General features: G+C 67.1%; 15 protein-coding genes and 1 tRNA gene. 7 read left to right on the top strand and 9 right to left on the bottom strand.

Annotated elements, in window-relative coordinates:
• The first annotated feature begins 85 nt into the window (after nt 1–85).
• From IP69_RS07810 to IP69_RS07800, 3 genes are all read left to right on the top strand, one after another.
• A complete protein-coding gene (locus IP69_RS07810) occupies nt 86–1,900 on the top strand; it encodes a glucan ABC transporter ATP-binding protein/ permease (RefSeq protein WP_054142233.1) in 1,815 nt (604 codons plus the stop codon).
• A 132-nt stretch (nt 1,901–2,032) separates the two neighbouring features.
• On the top strand, nt 2,033–3,166 hold the full coding sequence (locus tag IP69_RS07805) for a calcium:proton antiporter (protein ID WP_156323339.1): 1,134 nt from the start codon (nt 2,033–2,035) through the stop codon (nt 3,164–3,166).
• Between the two features lie 168 nt (nt 3,167–3,334).
• Nucleotides 3,335–4,033: an EAL domain-containing protein gene (locus IP69_RS07800; protein ID WP_054142232.1), complete on the top strand. Its 699-nt coding sequence runs from the start codon at nt 3,335–3,337 to the stop codon at nt 4,031–4,033.
• A gap of 64 nt (nt 4,034–4,097) precedes the next feature.
• Here the strand turns inward: IP69_RS07800 and aroB are convergent, their stop codons facing one another.
• Together aroB and IP69_RS07790 are read right to left on the bottom strand one after the other, a co-directional pair.
• On the bottom strand, nt 4,098–5,252 hold the full coding sequence (gene aroB, locus IP69_RS07795; protein WP_054142231.1) for a 3-dehydroquinate synthase: 1,155 nt from the start codon (nt 5,250–5,252) through the stop codon (nt 4,098–4,100).
• Nucleotides 5,249–5,851, bottom strand: a complete 603-nt coding sequence (locus tag IP69_RS07790) for a shikimate kinase (RefSeq protein WP_054142230.1) — start codon at nt 5,849–5,851, stop codon at nt 5,249–5,251. Before IP69_RS07790 ends, aroB begins: the two co-directional genes overlap by 4 nt.
• A 177-nt stretch (nt 5,852–6,028) precedes the next feature.
• Here IP69_RS07790 and IP69_RS07785 point away from each other — a divergent pair, with 177 nt between their 5' ends.
• Genes IP69_RS07785 through IP69_RS07775 form a run of 3 tightly spaced genes read left to right on the top strand, consistent with a single transcriptional unit; the run spans nt 6,029 to nt 7,717 of the window.
• A complete protein-coding gene (locus IP69_RS07785; protein ID WP_054142289.1) occupies nt 6,029–6,175 on the top strand; it encodes a hypothetical protein in 147 nt (48 codons plus the stop codon).
• Nucleotides 6,172–7,098, top strand: a complete 927-nt coding sequence (locus IP69_RS07780; protein ID WP_054142229.1) for a site-specific tyrosine recombinase XerD — start codon at nt 6,172–6,174, stop codon at nt 7,096–7,098. Before IP69_RS07785 ends, IP69_RS07780 begins: the two co-directional genes overlap by 4 nt.
• Before the next feature lie 13 nt (nt 7,099–7,111).
• Complete coding sequence (locus IP69_RS07775) at nt 7,112–7,717, top strand: HutD family protein (RefSeq protein WP_082359120.1); 606 nt, start codon at nt 7,112–7,114, stop codon at nt 7,715–7,717.
• A gap of 54 nt (nt 7,718–7,771) precedes the next feature.
• Here IP69_RS07775 and IP69_RS07770 read toward each other — a convergent pair whose 3' ends face one another.
• The 3 genes from IP69_RS07770 to IP69_RS07760 all read right to left on the bottom strand — a co-directional run bounded on the left by IP69_RS07770 (nt 7,772) and on the right by IP69_RS07760 (nt 9,158).
• A complete protein-coding gene (locus tag IP69_RS07770; RefSeq protein ID WP_054142288.1) occupies nt 7,772–8,479 on the bottom strand; it encodes a carbonic anhydrase in 708 nt (235 codons plus the stop codon).
• A gap of 68 nt (nt 8,480–8,547) precedes the next feature.
• Complete coding sequence (locus tag IP69_RS07765) at nt 8,548–8,865, bottom strand: DUF167 family protein (protein WP_054142227.1); 318 nt, start codon at nt 8,863–8,865, stop codon at nt 8,548–8,550.
• Between the two features lie 2 nt (nt 8,866–8,867).
• On the bottom strand, nt 8,868–9,158 hold the full coding sequence (locus IP69_RS07760; protein WP_054142287.1) for a YggT family protein: 291 nt from the start codon (nt 9,156–9,158) through the stop codon (nt 8,868–8,870).
• A gap of 113 nt (nt 9,159–9,271) precedes the next feature.
• Here IP69_RS07760 and IP69_RS07755 point away from each other — a divergent pair.
• Nucleotides 9,272–9,347: transfer RNA gene (locus tag IP69_RS07755), tRNA-Ala, on the top strand.
• A gap of 335 nt (nt 9,348–9,682) precedes the next feature.
• On the opposite strand, the gene IP69_RS07750 is transcribed toward IP69_RS07755, so the two are convergent.
• From IP69_RS07750 to IP69_RS07735, 4 genes are all read right to left on the bottom strand, one after another.
• Nucleotides 9,683–9,892, bottom strand: coding sequence for a hypothetical protein (locus tag IP69_RS07750; protein WP_054142226.1), 210 nt, complete (start codon nt 9,890–9,892; stop codon nt 9,683–9,685).
• A gap of 78 nt (nt 9,893–9,970) precedes the next feature.
• Complete coding sequence (locus IP69_RS07745; RefSeq protein WP_054142225.1) at nt 9,971–11,713, bottom strand: DUF882 domain-containing protein; 1,743 nt, start codon at nt 11,711–11,713, stop codon at nt 9,971–9,973.
• A gap of 267 nt (nt 11,714–11,980) precedes the next feature.
• Entirely contained in the window at nt 11,981–13,888 is a 1,908-nt protein-coding gene (locus tag IP69_RS07740) for a L,D-transpeptidase family protein (RefSeq protein ID WP_082359117.1), read from the bottom strand.
• Between the two features lie 105 nt (nt 13,889–13,993).
• A complete protein-coding gene (locus IP69_RS07735) occupies nt 13,994–15,487 on the bottom strand; it encodes a sigma-54 dependent transcriptional regulator (protein WP_054142223.1) in 1,494 nt (497 codons plus the stop codon).
• Nucleotides 15,488–15,557: the final 70 nt, after the last annotated feature.

Here is a 15,557-nt window from a genome sequence, read left to right as displayed (position 1 = left end):
CCTTGCAAATTTCTATGCGCGGCGCGTTGAAGGAAGGGTTAAGGATGACGCTCCTTTCGGTCCGGCGTGTCGCCAGGGTTCATCGATGTCATTGTTTGCGATCTATATGCGCGTCCTTGGCGAGCTCGGCCCGGAAAAGCGGCTGGGCGTGGTCCTGGCGCTGGCCAATGTGCTGCTGGCGGCTGCAGCCTTCGCCGAACCGATGCTGTTTGGCGCCCTGATCGACCGCCTGTCGGCCTTCCAGGGTTCGGGCCAGCGCCCGGCCTGGAGCGATCTCAACGCGCTGATTTTCGCCTGGGCGGGTTTCGGCCTGTTCTCGATCGCCGCGTCCGTCTTCGTCTCGCTGCATTCGGACCGGATCGCGCATCGGCGGCGCCTGGCGGTGATGGCGAATTATTTCGAGCACGCCCTGACGCTGCCGCTGGCCTATCACACGCAGACGCATTCGGGCCGCGTGCTCAAGGTCATGCTCGAAGGCACCAGCGGCATGTGGGCGCTGTGGCTGTCCTTCTTCCGCGAGCATTGTGCCAGTTTGGTCGCGCTCTTCATCCTGCTGCCGTTCACCGTGTGGAAGAACTGGCAGCTGGGGCTATTGCTGATCTCGCTCGTCGTGCTGTTTGGCGCGCTGACGGCCTATGTGCTTCGCAAGACCGACACGCTGCAAAGCAATGTCGAATCCTACCACTCGAATCTTGCCGAGCGCGCCTCGGATGCACTCGGCAACGTGCCGGTGATCCAGAGCTTCACCCGGATCGAGGCGGAGGTGCGCGGCCTGCGCTCGACCATCGCCAGCCTGCTCGAGGCGCAGCTCCCCGTCCTGTCCTGGTGGGCGATCGCGACGGTGGCGACGCGCGCCTCGGCGACGCTGACGGTGCTGGCGATCTTCGTCGTCGGGGCGTGGCTGATGATGCAGGGGCTCACCACGGTGGGCGAGATCGTCACCTTCATGGGCTTTGCCACCATGCTGGTCGGGCGCCTCGAGCAGATCGTCGCCTTCGTGAACTTCATCTTCATGCAGGCACCGAAGATGCGAGAGTTCTTCGATGTCCTCGATACGCTTCCCGCCGTCCGGGATCTGCCGAGCGCACCCGATGCCGGTCGGCTCTCGGGTGCGGTCGCCTTCGAGAACGTGTCGTTCTCCTATGACGGCAAGCGCGCCGCCGTGCAGGATATGTCGTTTTCGGTGCTGCCAGGCGAGACCATCGCCATCGTCGGCTCGACCGGCTCGGGCAAGTCGACGACGCTGGGCCTGCTGCACCGCGCCTTCGATCCGCAATCGGGCCGGATCACGGTCGATGGGCAGGATATCCGCGAAATCTCGCTGTTGTCGCTGCGCCGCAATATCGGCGTCGTCTTCCAGGAGCCGATGCTGTTTGCCCGTTCGATCCGCGAGAATCTCTCCGTCGGCAAGCCGGATGCGACGGAAGAGGAGATGCTGGAGGCGCTCGACCGGGCGCAGGCGAGCGAAGTGATGGCGCGGCAGACCGACGGGCTCGACACGCTGGTCGGCGAACGCGGCCGCACGCTTTCGGGCGGCGAGCGCCAGCGTCTGTCGATCGCGCGCGCGCTTTTGAAGAACCCGCCGATCCTGATCCTCGACGAGGCAACCTCAGCGCTGGACGCCGCCACCGAGGTCAAGCTGCAAAAGGCGCTGGAGGAGGTGATGAAGGGGCGCACCACCTTCGTCATCGCCCACCGCCTGGCCACCATCCGCAATGCCGACCGCATCCTGGTGTTCGAGCAGGGCCAGGTCATCGAAATGGGCACCTTCGACGAACTGGTCGCCAAGGGGGGACGTTTCGAAGCGCTGGCGCGGGCGCAGTACCTCGTCACGGACAAGGCGGCCGCACTGGCTGAGGAGGCGGCAAGCCCGCTGGCGCGCACCATCGCGGTCGATTGAGGTCGCCGGAGAGCGCGTTGACGGCTACGCGCGGCGAACCCAATCGCCTCTGAGGCGTTGACTTGCCGTGGGCTGCAAAACGGCCTGTCTTGGCATGGCCATTTCCCCGTCATTTGTATCGCGAGCACTGTCTTGAAGGCCACGATCGTTCGCCTGTTGTGTACCTGGGCGACCGTCGCCGCCTTCCTGCTCTCGGGGGAGGCCGTGCTGGGGCAACTCGGCCAACCACTGCCGTCGATCCTCATCTTCGGCTGGCTGCTGGGCATCATCATCTGGGCGGCGTTCGGCGTGGTTCACGAGGCCGACATCCTGGCCGCCCGGCTGGGCGAGCCGTTCGGCACGCTGATCCTGACCTTGTCGATCGTGATCATCGAGGTCGCACTGATCTCGGCGGTGATGCTCGGCGCCAAGGGGGCGCCGACGCTCGGCCGCGACACCATGTTCGCCGTCCTGATGATCGTGCTCAACGGCGTCGTCGGCATCGGTCTCCTGGTCGGCGGGCTGCGCCATTTCGCGCAGAGCTACAATCTCAACGGCGCCTCGTCCTATCTGGCCATCATCATCCCCCTGACGGTGATCCCCCTGGTGCTGCCGAATTTCACCACGTCGACCGGGCTGGGGACGCTGACCTCGATGCAGGCGATCAGCTTTTCGGTGTTCACGCTGGCGCTCTACGGCGTGTTCCTGGTGCTGCAGACCGGGCGCCACCGCAGCTTCTTCCAGCAGCCGACCGGCGATCAGGCGCCTGTGGTGCGGACCGCGGCGCGGCAGGAACTCAACGTCGAACGGCATCTCGATCATCACGATCCGGGCGGGCGGACGCGGGTTCGTGTCGTCCTGCTGCTCGCCAACATCCTGCCGATCGTCATCCTGGCGAAGAGCCTCGCCACCGTGCTCGATTTCGGCATCGTCCAGCTCGGCGCGCCGGTCGCGCTTGGCGGCATCCTGATCGCGATGGTCGTGTTCACGCCCGAATGCATCGCGGCGCTGCGCGCGATCAACGCCAATCAGCTGCAGCGCGCGATCAATCTCTGCCTCGGCGCGGCTGCCTCGACGCTGGGCCTCACCGTGCCCGCCGTGCTCGCGATCGGCCTGTTCACGGGCCAGGAGGTCGTGCTGGGGCTGTCGAACGCCAATATGGTCGTCCTGGCGATGACGCTTCTGCTGAGCTCGATCACCTTCACCGGCACACGCACCACCATGCTGGAGGGCGCCGTGCATCTGTCCGTGTTCTTCGTCTTCCTGGTGCTGGTGTTTAGCCCGTAGAGACAAGCAACGTCATCGTGCCAAATCCGATGAACCTTCAAGGCGATCAAAGCGTTGAAGATGCTGTTCATGATTTGCTGATACGCCTCCTGCCTCATCGGGAACCAGTTTGTGACGATTGATTGCGCCAGATGCCGGGATGGCGTTTCGTTCCCGATCCCATTTTCGATGGCTTTCCAGCCGATCATCGATGTGTCGACGAACCAGATCTTCGCCCATGAAGCGCTGGTGCGCGGACAGAACGGCGAAGGCGCAGCCTCGGTGATGGCTTCGGTGGATTCTGCCAACCGCTATGCCTTCGACCAGCAATGTCGTGTCAAGGCGATCGAGCTGGCCTCGGATCTGTTCAATCCGGGCAGCGATGTCGGCCTTTCGATCAATTTCATGCCCAACGCCGTGTACGAGCCGCGCGCCTGCATCCGCCAGACGCTCGCGGCGGCCAGCCGGGCCGATTTTCCGGCGCGGAAGATCATTTTCGAGTTCACCGAGGATGAGGAACTCGACACCGCCCATCTGTTCAAAATCCTCAGAGCCTACCGCGAGATCGGCTTTCGCACCGCAATCGACGATTTCGGCGCGGGACATGCGGGACTGGCGCTGCTGGCGGCGTTCCAGCCCGATATCGTCAAGCTCGACATGGGCCTGATCCGGGGTATCGACGGCGACACAGCGAGACGCAAGATCGTCAAGCACATGGTGGCGATGCTCGACGATCTCGGCGTGATCGCGATCTGCGAGGGCGTCGAGACAGCTGAGGAGTTCAGGGCCTTGCAGGATGTCGGCGTGACGCTGATGCAGGGGTATTTTTTCGCCCGCCCGGCCTTCGAGGCACTGGCAAAGCCGGGCACCGCCCATGACGCCGCCTGAAGCCGCACGGTCTTGGCTATTGACGGCCTCGGCTACAAGCGCGGAAACCGCTCGGCAGCCGCGCTCAGGACGCCGCTGACTCGCCTGCCAGCTCGCTTTCGATGAACGCTTCGACCTCCTCCGCGGCAACGCCGGGTGCAATAAAGCTCCTGCCGATGCCGCGTGCGAGGATGAAGGTCAGTACCCCGCGCCTCACCTTCTTGTCCTGGCCCATCGCGGCGACGATCTCCTGGGCCGAGCCAGCGCCGCCCGGCACCTGCTGGAGCGTGGTCGGCAGCCCCACCGCATCGAGATGGCGCGAGACCCGGGTCGCATCCTGGCCCGGGCACAGCCCCAGCCGCTGCGAGAAACGGAAGGCGAGCGCCAGTCCGATCGCGACCGCCTCGCCATGGACCAGCCGGGCGGAATCGTAGTTGGTCAGTCGTTCAAGGGCATGGGCGAAGGTGTGGCCGAGATTGAGAAGCGCGCGGTCGCCCTCCTCGCGCTCGTCGCGGGCGACGATGGCCGCCTTCGCCTTGCAGGCGACGGCAACCGCATGGTCGCGCTCGGGGCCGCCGGCGATGATGCGGCTCCAATTGACCTCGCACCAGTCGAAGAAGGCGGGATCGTCAATCAGCCCGTATTTCACCACCTCGGCATAGCCGGCCTTGAACTCGCGCTCGCTCAGCGTATCGAGCAGGGCGGTGTCACAAATGACCAGCGCGGGCTGGTGGAAGGCGCCGATCAGATTCTTGCCATGGCTGGAATTGATCCCGGTCTTGCCACCGACGGAGGAATCGACCTGCGCCAGCAGCGTCGTCGGAATCTGCACGAAGCGCACGCCCCGGCGCAGCACGGCCGCTGCAAAACCGGTGAGATCGCCGACGACGCCGCCGCCAAGCGCAATGACGAGGTCGTCACGCTCGATCTTCGCCGCCAGCAGCGCATCACAAAGCCCGATGAAGCGGGCATAGGATTTCGTCGCCTCGCCCGGCGGCACGGTGATGCGGGTGGAATGAATGCCTTCCTGCTGCAGGCAGGCCTCCAGCGCCGGTGCATGCAGGGCCGCCACGTTCTCGTCTGTGACCAGCGCGACCTTGGCACCGGGTGCCATCGCCGCGATCAGGGCCGCAGCCTCGCAGAGTTGGTGACGGCCGATATGGATGTCGTAGGCGCGGCCTTCCAGCGCAACCGGCACCACGAGCCGGACGCCGGGATTTTCACTGGCCGGAACGGTCATGACATGGGCTTTCGATCCGGGTCGGCGCGCAGATGCCGCTCCAGCGCCGTGATCGCCGCGCTGACGACGACGTCATGCGGCTCGTCGCGAGAGACCAGCGTCAGATCCGACAGCGCATAGACCGGCTCGCGCTCGGCCAGCATCGCGCGCAGCGTGCCTTCCGGATCGGCGGTCTGAAGCAAGGGCCGGTTCGAGCGCTTGCGGACCCGCCGCATCAGCACCTCGGGCTCGGCCTTGAGCCAGATCGAGATGCCGAGATCGGCGATGCGCGCGCGCGTCTCGGCGTTCATGAAGGCGCCGCCGCCGGTCGCCAGGACGAGGGGGGTGCGCGTCGTCAGGATGCGGCCGATGACGCGGCGCTCGCCATTGCGGAATTCGGTCTCGCCGCGCTGGGCGAAGATCTCGGAGATCGTCATGCCGGCGGCCGTCTCGATTTCGGTATCGGCATCGACGAAGGGCAGGCCGAGCCGCGTTGCCAACCGGCGTCCGACCGAGCTCTTGCCGGAACCCATCATGCCGACGAGCACGATGGCGCGGCTACCGATCGCAGCGCGCAACTCGTCTCGGTCCAGGCTGTCGATGGGGTCGGCGACGGTCATTCTGGCGTATCCATGAAAGCCCGTTTAGCATGAGGGATCATGCGGCGTCATGCCCTGCGACGGCAGGATTCAAGGGGAACTGCCACGCGGTGTGCCCTTGCGTCCGGGGGCCGGCATCGGGAATAAGCGATGGGGCTCCCCATCGGGGATGCGAAGCGATTCGAGGGCCGCCGCACCGTGCCGACGCTGTTCAGATTCGTCGCGATCCTCGCCTTGCTGGCGGGCCTTGTCTTCGGCGGCATGGTCGCGCTGGTCACCTTCGTCCAGCCCGTGCCGCGCGAGATGATCGAGACCGTGCCGCCTTCCAAGCTCCAGCCGAAATGAGCCGGATCGCGCAGGCGCGGCGCAACGGCTTTCTCGACATGCTGGCCGCCGAGCGCGGCGCCGCCCGCAATACGCTGGACGCCTATCAGCGCGACATCGACGATTATCTGGAATTTCTCGGCGGGCGCGGGCTCGATACGGTCTGTGCCGACGATATCCGGGGCTGGCTCGCGGACATCTCGGCGCGCGGGCTGAAGGCCTCCTCGGCAGCGCGGCGCCTCTCGGCCGTGCGCCAGTTCCACCGTTTCCTCTACACTGAGGGCTTCGCCACGGGCGATCCGTCGGCCGCGATCGAGGGGCCGCGGCAGGGACGGCCACTGCCCAAGGTGATTTCGGTGACCGATGTCGACCGGCTGATCGAGGCCGCACGGTCGGCCTGCGAGCGCGAGGGGCTGTCGTCGGCGGCGCGGCTGCGGGCGCTGCGCATGCGCTGCCTGATCGAGATGCTCTATGCCACGGGTCTGCGCGTCTCCGAACTGATCGCGCTGCCGCTCTCGGCAGCGACGACGCGCGAGCGCTTTCTCGTCGTGCGCGGCAAGGGCGACAAGGACCGGCTGGTGCCGCTCAACGATCCCGCGCGCGAGGCGGCGCGCGCCTGGCTTTCGGCGCTGCGCGAGAGCGGCGCAGCCGACAGCCGCTGGCTGTTTCCCTCCGAAGGCGAGAGCGGCCATCTCACGCGCCAGGCCTTCGGGCGGGATCTCAAGGCGCTCGCCGGCGCGGCTGGGCTGTCAGTGAGCCTGAGCCCGCATGTGCTGCGGCACGCCTTCGCCAGCCATCTGCTGCAGAACGGCGCCGATCTGCGCGTCGTGCAGGAATTGCTGGGCCATGCCGACATCGCCACGACCCAGATCTACACCCATATCCTCGATGATCGCCTGAAGAGCATGGTGCGAGACCTGCACCCGCTGGGCGACGAGACCTGACGAGAGACCGCCGATGCCCCCAGCCGTGTCGATGCCGCCGATCCTGACGCCCCTGGCTCCGGACAGTTTTCGCAGCAAGCCCTGGAAGAATGGCGGCGGCGTCACGCACGACATCGCCGATGCCTGCCGAACCGGCGCCGACCCCGCCGGCTGGGAGGGCATGATCTGGCGGCTCGGGCGCACGGCCATCGTACAGCCCGGGCCGTTCTCTGATCTCACCGGCTATGAGCGGCTGCAGGCGGTGATCACCGGTTCGGGGCTGGTGCTGGAGGGGGCCGATGCGGAGATCGATCTTCGCACCGCGTTTCGCCCGGTGCGCTATGATGGCGGCATGCCGCTGGTGAGCAGGCTCGAGAACGGCCCTGTCGAGGTCGTCAATCTGATCGTCGATCGGGCGCTTTGCACTGCCGACCTCCGCGCTCCCCCGATCGGCGAGACGCTGACGCTCGAGGCCGCAATCCACATCCTCTACGCGCCGGGCGATGGCGTGCGGGGGCGCTGCGGCACTGCCGAGATCGTCATCGCGCCGGGGCATGCGCTGCGGATCGATGCCGAGGCGGAGGCTGCGTTGACGCTGGTGGCAGGCCGGGCCCTGCTCGCGACAATCCGGCTGCGCTGAGCCCGGGCCCAGCCGTCAATGCCAGCCGAACCGCGTGGATCATTATGTCCGGCGTCAGGAGGCCGCCGGCTCGTCGCAGCGGATCGGCATGGCCTTGCGCGGCATTTCGCCGATCGCGGGGACAAACTGGCCGGTCAGCGGGTCCAGCAGCATCAACACCCCGGTGGCGACAGCGAAATAGGCGCCATGCAGATGTAAGCGCCCCTTGCCCTCGAGAATCTGGACGCAAGGGAATGTGCGCAGATTGGCCAGCGACTGCTGGATCGAGGAGAAGGCCAGGCGTTCGACATAGCCATCGAGGCCCTCATGGCGTCCGCGCCCGCCGGTGCGCTCGGCGGCAGGGCCGATCAGCGTGATCCATTTGCCGATGAAGTCGCCCGAGGAGAGCGGGCCCTGCGCATCGTCGGCAAAGGCGCGGATGCCGCCGCAGCGGCCATGGCCGAGCACGACGATATGTTCGACCCGCAGCGCCTGGACGGCATATTCGAGCGCCGCCGACGTACCGTGGAGCCCGTCATCGGGCGAGAAGGGCGGCACCAGATTGGCGACGTTGCGCACGACGAACATCTCGCCGGGCCGCGCATCGAAGATCACCTCCGGGGAGACGCGTGAATCGCAGCAGCCGATCAGCATGATCTTCGGCGTCTGGCCGGTTTCGGCAAGCTGCTCGTAGCGATCCTTCTCGCGGTCGAAGCGATCGTCCAGGAAGGCGCGGTAGCCGTCGGTCAACCGGTCGGGAAAGGGAGAAACGGGCTTTTCCATGCCTCTTTCGAACAGCAGGCGCGCTGTTTCGTCAAGTGCAATGCTGCGGCGCGGCATGCGCGCATCGATCACCTGCGCGCGATTTTCGCTTCCAGCCGGGTTGTGAGGCCGCTCGCCTCGCCCGTCAGCAGCACGGTCTTCAATCTCGCCGTGGCGCCGGCGACGAGAGCTACAGCCGAGCGGGGCAAATCGAGTTCGCGGGCCAGCAGCGCTATCAGCGCCGCATTGGCCTCGCCCTCAGTTGGCGCGACGCGGACCCGGACTTTCAAGACGGCCCTGCCATCGGCGAGCGTCTCGATGCCGTCGATCGCGTCGCGGCCCCCGCGCGGGGTCAGCCTTACCGCCAGCCGGAGCCCGTCAGGTCCGAGCGACCAGGGCGGGCTCACCCTCAGAAGACGGCGGGGTAGAGATAAAGCACGATCACGCGTTCGATGAAGAAGATGATCAGCAGCAGGACGATCGGCGAGAGGTCGATTCCGCCCATGTTGGGGAGCATATTGCGGATCGGCCGCAGCACCGGCTCGGTGATCCGATAGAGCATGTCCCAGACGGTGGCGACGAACTGGTTGCGGGTGTTGAGAACGTTGAAGGCGATCAGCCAGCTCAGCACAGCCGAGAGGATCAGCAGCCAAGTGTAGATCTGCAAGGCCAGCAGCACCACGTCGAGAACGGCACGCATCGTCATTCCTCTAGATCGTCGTTGGCAGATGCGCCGTGCCTGTGCGCGGCATGATTCACATGGCGCAGGCGATTGACAGACACGCGACGCAAGGCCTAGAAGGCCAGCGCCTCGGGGCTGTAGCTCAGATGGGAGAGCGCTGCAATCGCACTGCAGAGGTCAGGGGTTCGATTCCCCTCAGCTCCACCAAGGCCCTGTGAAAGCCGCCGATGCAGCGGTGTTTGCCGGCCTTGGTGGAACGTCCCCCCGACGCCGAGTTCCCCTGCAATCTGCGATCGGCAAGCCGTTGCGCGAAGATGTCGCCTGCTTGCGCGGCGGCCGCCCTCTGGGGTTGTCTGGCGCGGGGCATGAACCGAAGCGCGGGCAACACATCGCTCCGATCGCCGGCTGCCGGCCTTCGACAGCAGGCCTCGGCGCCCGCCGCCCGGTTGCTCCCACCCGCAAGGTCGATGGTTTGGACGATCCCGATGGGCACCTACTCAACCGGCGGGTGACCGTCATCATCCGCAAATGGGCTATGCCGCTCAGCCGTGCTGAAGTTCATCCATATAGGCGGCTTCCAGCATCTGGCGGCAGGCGGCGGCCTGCTCGCGCACGGCCTCGAGCGAGACGTGGTTGCCGATGTCGATCAGGTCGCGCAGCGCGAAATCCACTGCCGACATGAGATCGAGCGGCTGGCCGGCCGGTGCGTGCGCCTGCGCCGGCGGAAGTCGAAACTGCAGAACCTGACCCATATCACTCTCACTGTTGGCGAATCGCCTGCAGTGTGACGCGAACAGGGTCAGCAATCGGTTAATGCCGGGCCGATGGTTTCAGTTCTGGATGAAGTTGGTCGGCAGGGGTCGCACCGCCGGGCCGCTGAACGAGCCGGTCCTGGCGTCGTTGGGCTCGGCATGGCTGAAACCGAGCGCGGCTGCCGGGCTGGGGCCGGCGATCGGGGTGCTGGCGGGCGCGGTCGTGCGCGCACGGGCGGTCGCGACGGTGGTGCTTCTCCCGGCCGGCGTCGGCGTGCGTGCAACCGCCGCAAACAGCGAGTCGAGGCCGGAGCGGTCGGCGTCATAGGCCGCCACGATCGGCGTCGGCGCGGCGCGCGCGGGTGCCGCCGCCGCGACGCTGACGCCACCGCTGCCGGGACGGCTCGGAGGCAGCGGATGGGTCACTGTGACGAGACGGCCTTGCGGGACAGGCGACGCAGCTACGACAGGCTGGGCTCCGATGTCCCAGCCGCGCAGGCCCGGCTCTGCCGCAGGGCTCGACTGGCCGGCGAGGGCGAAACCGGCCAGTTCCGTCGGGCGCTGCGGCGGCAGCGGGGCGTTGCTCGGCCGGCCGGCGACAATGGTTTCGGGCAAGGCGGCGATCTCGCCGGGACGGCGCGGCGGCAAGGCGGCGAGTATCAGCTTCTGGTCGGGCATCGCGGTCGCAGGCGCGAAAGCCAGCGCGCCGCCATTCGCGGGCAGTGCCGCGACCTGGACGGCGCCTTCGGCTTCGCCCGGCAGCGTCAGTCCGCGTGGTCGCGCCAGCGGGATCGGCGCATCGACCAGCGCCGGCCGGTTTTCCTGAGGCGGGGCGGCTGCGGCATTGACGGGCGCGACGGCCCGCTCGGCGGGGGGCTCGGGGGCGCGAGGCGACAAACGCTCCGAGCGTTCCTCCGCCAGCGAGCGCATCGCCGGGGCCGTCGGGGCGACCGCCACCGCGAAGCGGCCGCCATCGGAGGCATTGCTGTCGACATAGCCGGTGTTGGCATAGGCCATGACGGTCGGCTGCGGCTTGGGCGTTGCGCGGCGACCACGGGTCGGGCGGGCATCCGCCTCCTCCTCGTCGCCGCCGAAGAGCGAAGCCCAGAGACTTTTGCGGCCCGAGGAGATCACCGCGCCCTCGTCGAGATCGGCCGCCGCATAACCGGCAACCGCGCCGCCGCCGGACAGGATTTCGGCCTTGGCGATTTCGTAGCCGCCCAGTGGCTGGCCATCGGCCGGCAGATGCACGGTCTTCTCGTCCGGGAACAGGCGTACGAGCTGGTCGCGTGTCATGCGCGGCCAGGAGCGCACCGAGCCGGCGTCGAGATGGATGAAGGGCGTATGCGCGCCAGGATAGAAGCCGACGCCGCCGCGCTGAAGCCGCATGCCGGCCTCGCGGATGCGTGCGGTGGCGGCATCGGGCAGGTAGAAATCCATGGCCTTGCCCAGCGTATGCTGGCTGTGCTTGGCAACCGCGCGCGAGCGGCGCCGCAGCATCGAATTGGTGCCCGGCGAACGATAGGCCGACACGACATGGAAGGGCTGCTCGGAGCCGACCTGGCGCTGGACCTCCCAGGCGACGTCGAAGAGACGCGGGTCCATCCGGATCGGCTCGTCGGTGCGCCAGTCGCGCAGGGCCCAGTTCAGCTTCTCGAGGCCTTCGGCGAGATAGCGCCCGTCACGCTTGAAGGTGACGGTCGTCTCCTCCTTGGTGTGCATGTGCCGGATCGAGATGGTGCGCGTATCGCCATTGGCGACGGCATCCTGCGTGCCACGAGCGCCCAGGAGCAGCGCGCCGGCCGCGATACCGAGTGTCAAGGCTCGACGGAGCACCCGGCTTGTCCGCCATGAGGCTCGCCCCCGAAGCGTGGCGTCTGAACTGCTCAAATCTGCCTGACCCGTCTCGATGCCGCGCGCAGCGGCGCGATGAACGTGAACGAACAGTTGCGGAGAAGCGTTAACGACTCGTTAGCAAGCCGGCAATTGCGTGCCAGCCATTTCTGCACCAAGGCTGGCTAGCTGTCGATCATGGCGAAATGGTGCCCCGTATCAGCCATTGGGCGATGATGGCGCCTTCACCCCATATCAGCCGCGTTGTTCGAGCGCCTGCCGCACCAGGCGATGAAAGCCGTAGAGATCGTCGTAGGTCGTGAGCTGGCCGTCGGCGCCGACGACATGGGTGTTGTAGACCAGATGGATCGAGAGCGGCTGCGGCAGGTTGATCCTGCGCTCGCCTGAACCGATCAGCCGCTTCAGCCGCTCCTGCGTCCATTCCGGCCCCAGCACCTGGTCGGCGAGCAGGAAGGGGTTGTCGACGCGCACGCAGCCATGGCTGAAGGCGCGCTTCTCGTTGGCGAAGAGCCTCCGGTTGGGCGTGTCGTGCAGATAGACGGCATGGTCGTTGGGGAACATGAACTTGATCCAGCCGAGCGCGTTGCGCTCGCCCGGCGGCTGGCGCACCGAAATGCTGCCGTTCCGGCCGCGCGTCACGACATAGCCGCGCTTGGTCGCGTAGTCCGGGTCGGCTGCCAGTCCGGGGATGAATTCCTTCCTCAGGATCGAAGGCGGCACATACCAGGACGGGTTGACGATGACATGGTCCATCCTGTGCGAGAAGATGGGCGTCGCGGTCTCGGGCTTGCCGACGATCGCGCGGGTTTCGTGGACGATCTGCCCCTGGCGGATGACGCGAACGCGGTATTCCGGGACGTTGACCATGATGTGGTCTTGGCCGAGATCGGCCGGGAGCCAGCGCCAGCGCTCCATCTGGGCGATGATGTCCTGCTCGCCGCGCGCCGTTGCGGGCGTGCCGAGCGCGGCCAGCGTCTGCGCGCCGAGGATGCCGTTGGCGGGCAGGCCGGCCCGTTTCTGGAAGGTGGCCAGCGCGGTCGCGGTCGAGCGGTCGAAGACCGGCTCCTGCGTCGGGCCGAGGCCAAGTCGCGCGCGCACCAGCGGCACGCGTTCGTCGCGCATGCCGAGCTTCAACGCGGGCCCCGACGGAATCCGGACCAGCGGCGTGTCGTCGAGGTGTTCGCGCAGCCTGGCGAGATTGGCCCGCAGGCGGCGGTAGCCCTCATGGGGCGGGTTGTAGGCGGCGAGCACGGCGCCTGCATCGGTCGCCCCGGTGAGTTCGGACAGGACCTCCGTCGCGGAGGGCAGGGACAGGGTCGGCGTCAGCAGTTTCGACAGGCGGCGCGGATCGATGCGCGCCCCGCGGGCGTCACGGGCATAGAGCACGGCCAGCGCCGACAACCTGACATCGGCTTCGGCAAGGCTGCCCTTGTCGCTGATTTCGAAGGGCGGCAGGGGATAGTCGGTCGGTCGCAACCCATCCTCGCCCGCGCGGCTGAGCTGTGCGGTGAGGCGCAGGCCTGCCTCGCTCCAGCCCTTGGCATCGATCCAGAGCGGCTTGTGGCCGTTGGCCTCATAGGCAGCCAGGATGTCGGTCCGCTCGCGCTCGCCCAGGCGCGGCAGTGCCAGGGCATCGGGGGCGCGGGCGGCAATGTCGGCGGCGAATTCCGAGCCCGCCGGCAGATCAATGACGACCTTCGGCAGGTCTGGCGGGGGGACCAGGGGCTCGGCCGACCGCAAGGGTCCGGCTCCGGACCGGCTGTTGAACGGGGCGATCAGGGCCGGATCGGCCGGCGGCAGCTCGATCTCGGGGATGTCGAGCGTGATGGGCTCATCCGCCACGCCGGGGGTCGCGGCGGGCGTCATCGGCAGTTCCGGCGTGGCGAGGCTCGCCTGCGGTTGTGCCGAGGGCTTGACTGCGCCCGTCACCATGCCGGGTTCGGGCGCGGCCTCCGCGCTCGCCTGCGCCCGCGGGAGAGCAGGCTTCTCGTCGTCGAGGAGGATCAGCGAGGGCTGTTCCGGCAACGGAATTCCAAGGGTCGGGTCGATGGCACCGGCGCCTTGTGCCGATGCGGCGGCGGATCCGAGCGCAAGGGCAAAAGCCGAGACGCAAGCCAGATTCGCCCATTGGCGACGACGCATGGTGGGCTATCCCTCATTCTGCCGAGAGCCGCATTCCTGCGTGACTCGGGTTGTTTCGACAAGATGCGAGGGCGCAACAGGCGCCTGCATTCGGTGTGTCGCGGCTCAGGCCGCGTCGGTTTCATCGGCGGCCGCTTCAGCCTCGATCAGCCCGTAATCCTTGAGCTTGCGGTAGAGGGTCGAGCGCCCGATGCCGAGCTTGCGCGAGATTTCCGACATGTGGCCGCGATAATGGGCCAGGGCGAATTTGATGATCTCGCGTTCGAGATCGTCGAGCTTGCGCATGTCTGTGCCTTCGACGAGATCGAGCGCGTTGGGGTCGCGCACCGGCATCTGGATGATGCGCGGGGTCTCGTTGCGTGCCTCCATAGGCCCCAGCGAGGCCGGGGCTGGCGGAATGCGGACGTCGTAGCCCTCCATCTGCGCGGCGATCTGGGGGAATTCGGTGATGGTGAGTTCGTCGCCATCGGCCAGGACGACGGCGCGGAACATGGCGTTCTCGAGCTGGCGGACATTGCCCGGCCAGTCATAGCCTGAGATCAGCGACAGGGCCTCGGCCGAGATGCCGCGCAGCTTCTTGCCTTCTTCGGCGGCGAAACGCGCCAGGAAGCCGCGCGCCAGATCGGGAATGTCCTCGCGGCGCTGGCGCAGCGGCGGCAGCGTGATCGGGAAGACGTTGAGGCGGTAATACAGGTCTTCGCGGAATTCGCCGGCCTTTACCTGATCGAGCAGGCTTTTGTTCGTCGCCGAGATGATGCGGATGTCGACGCGCACCGACTTCTTGCCGCCGACAGGGTCGACCTCGCCTTCCTGGATCGCGCGCAGCAGCTTCACCTGCGCGTCGAGCGGCAATTCGCCGACTTCGTCGAGGAAGAGCGTGCCGCCGCTGGCCTCGACGAATTTGCCGACATGCCGTTCCGTCGCGCCGGTGAACGAGCCCTTCTCATGGCCAAACAGGATCGATTCGACGAGATTATGCGGGATCGCGCCGCAATTGACCGTGACGAAGGGCTTGCCCTTTCGGTCGCTTGAGCCCTGGATCGCGCGCGCCAGCACCTCCTTGCCGACGCCGGATTCGCCCTCGACCAGGATCGGGATGTTGGATTTGGCGGCGCGCTCGGCCAGGCGCACGACGCGGGCCATGTCGGCGCTCTTGGTGGCGAGGTCACGAAAGCCGAGCGTGCCGGAGTTGCGGCGCTTGATGTGGCGCAGCTCATGTTCCAGCGCGCCGAGCTTGAGCGCGTTCTTGAGCGAGATCTGCAGGCGCTCGGCGCCGACCGGCTTGACGACGAAATCGATCGCGCCGGCGCGCATCGCCTGGACCACGGTCTCGATCGAGCCATTGGCCGTCTGCACGATGACCGGCGTCTCAATGCCGCGCTCGCGCAGGCCGGCCAGCACGCCCATGCCGTCGAGCTCGGGCATCACGAGATCGAGCACGATGGCGTCGAAGCGGTCGCCCTCTGGCCCGGCCAGAAGCTGCAGGGCCATGCTGCCGGTCTCGGCGGTGACGACGTCGTAGCCCGACCGCTTGAGTATGGCGTCGAGCAGGCGCCGCTGGACGGGATCGTCATCGACGACGAGGACGGTTGCGGTCATGAAGGAGCCTGGCAAGGGGATGCTGACATCGGGCGTGCGGAATCGCTGTTCCGTTCTGGGGCATCCTCGA

This window comes from Allobosea sp. AAP35 (genome assembly GCF_001295925.1).
In the GTDB taxonomy this organism is placed as follows: domain Bacteria; phylum Pseudomonadota; class Alphaproteobacteria; order Rhizobiales; family Beijerinckiaceae; genus Allobosea.
Note: the sequence above shows the minus strand (reverse complement) of the source record. Positions and strands in the feature narration are given on the sequence as shown.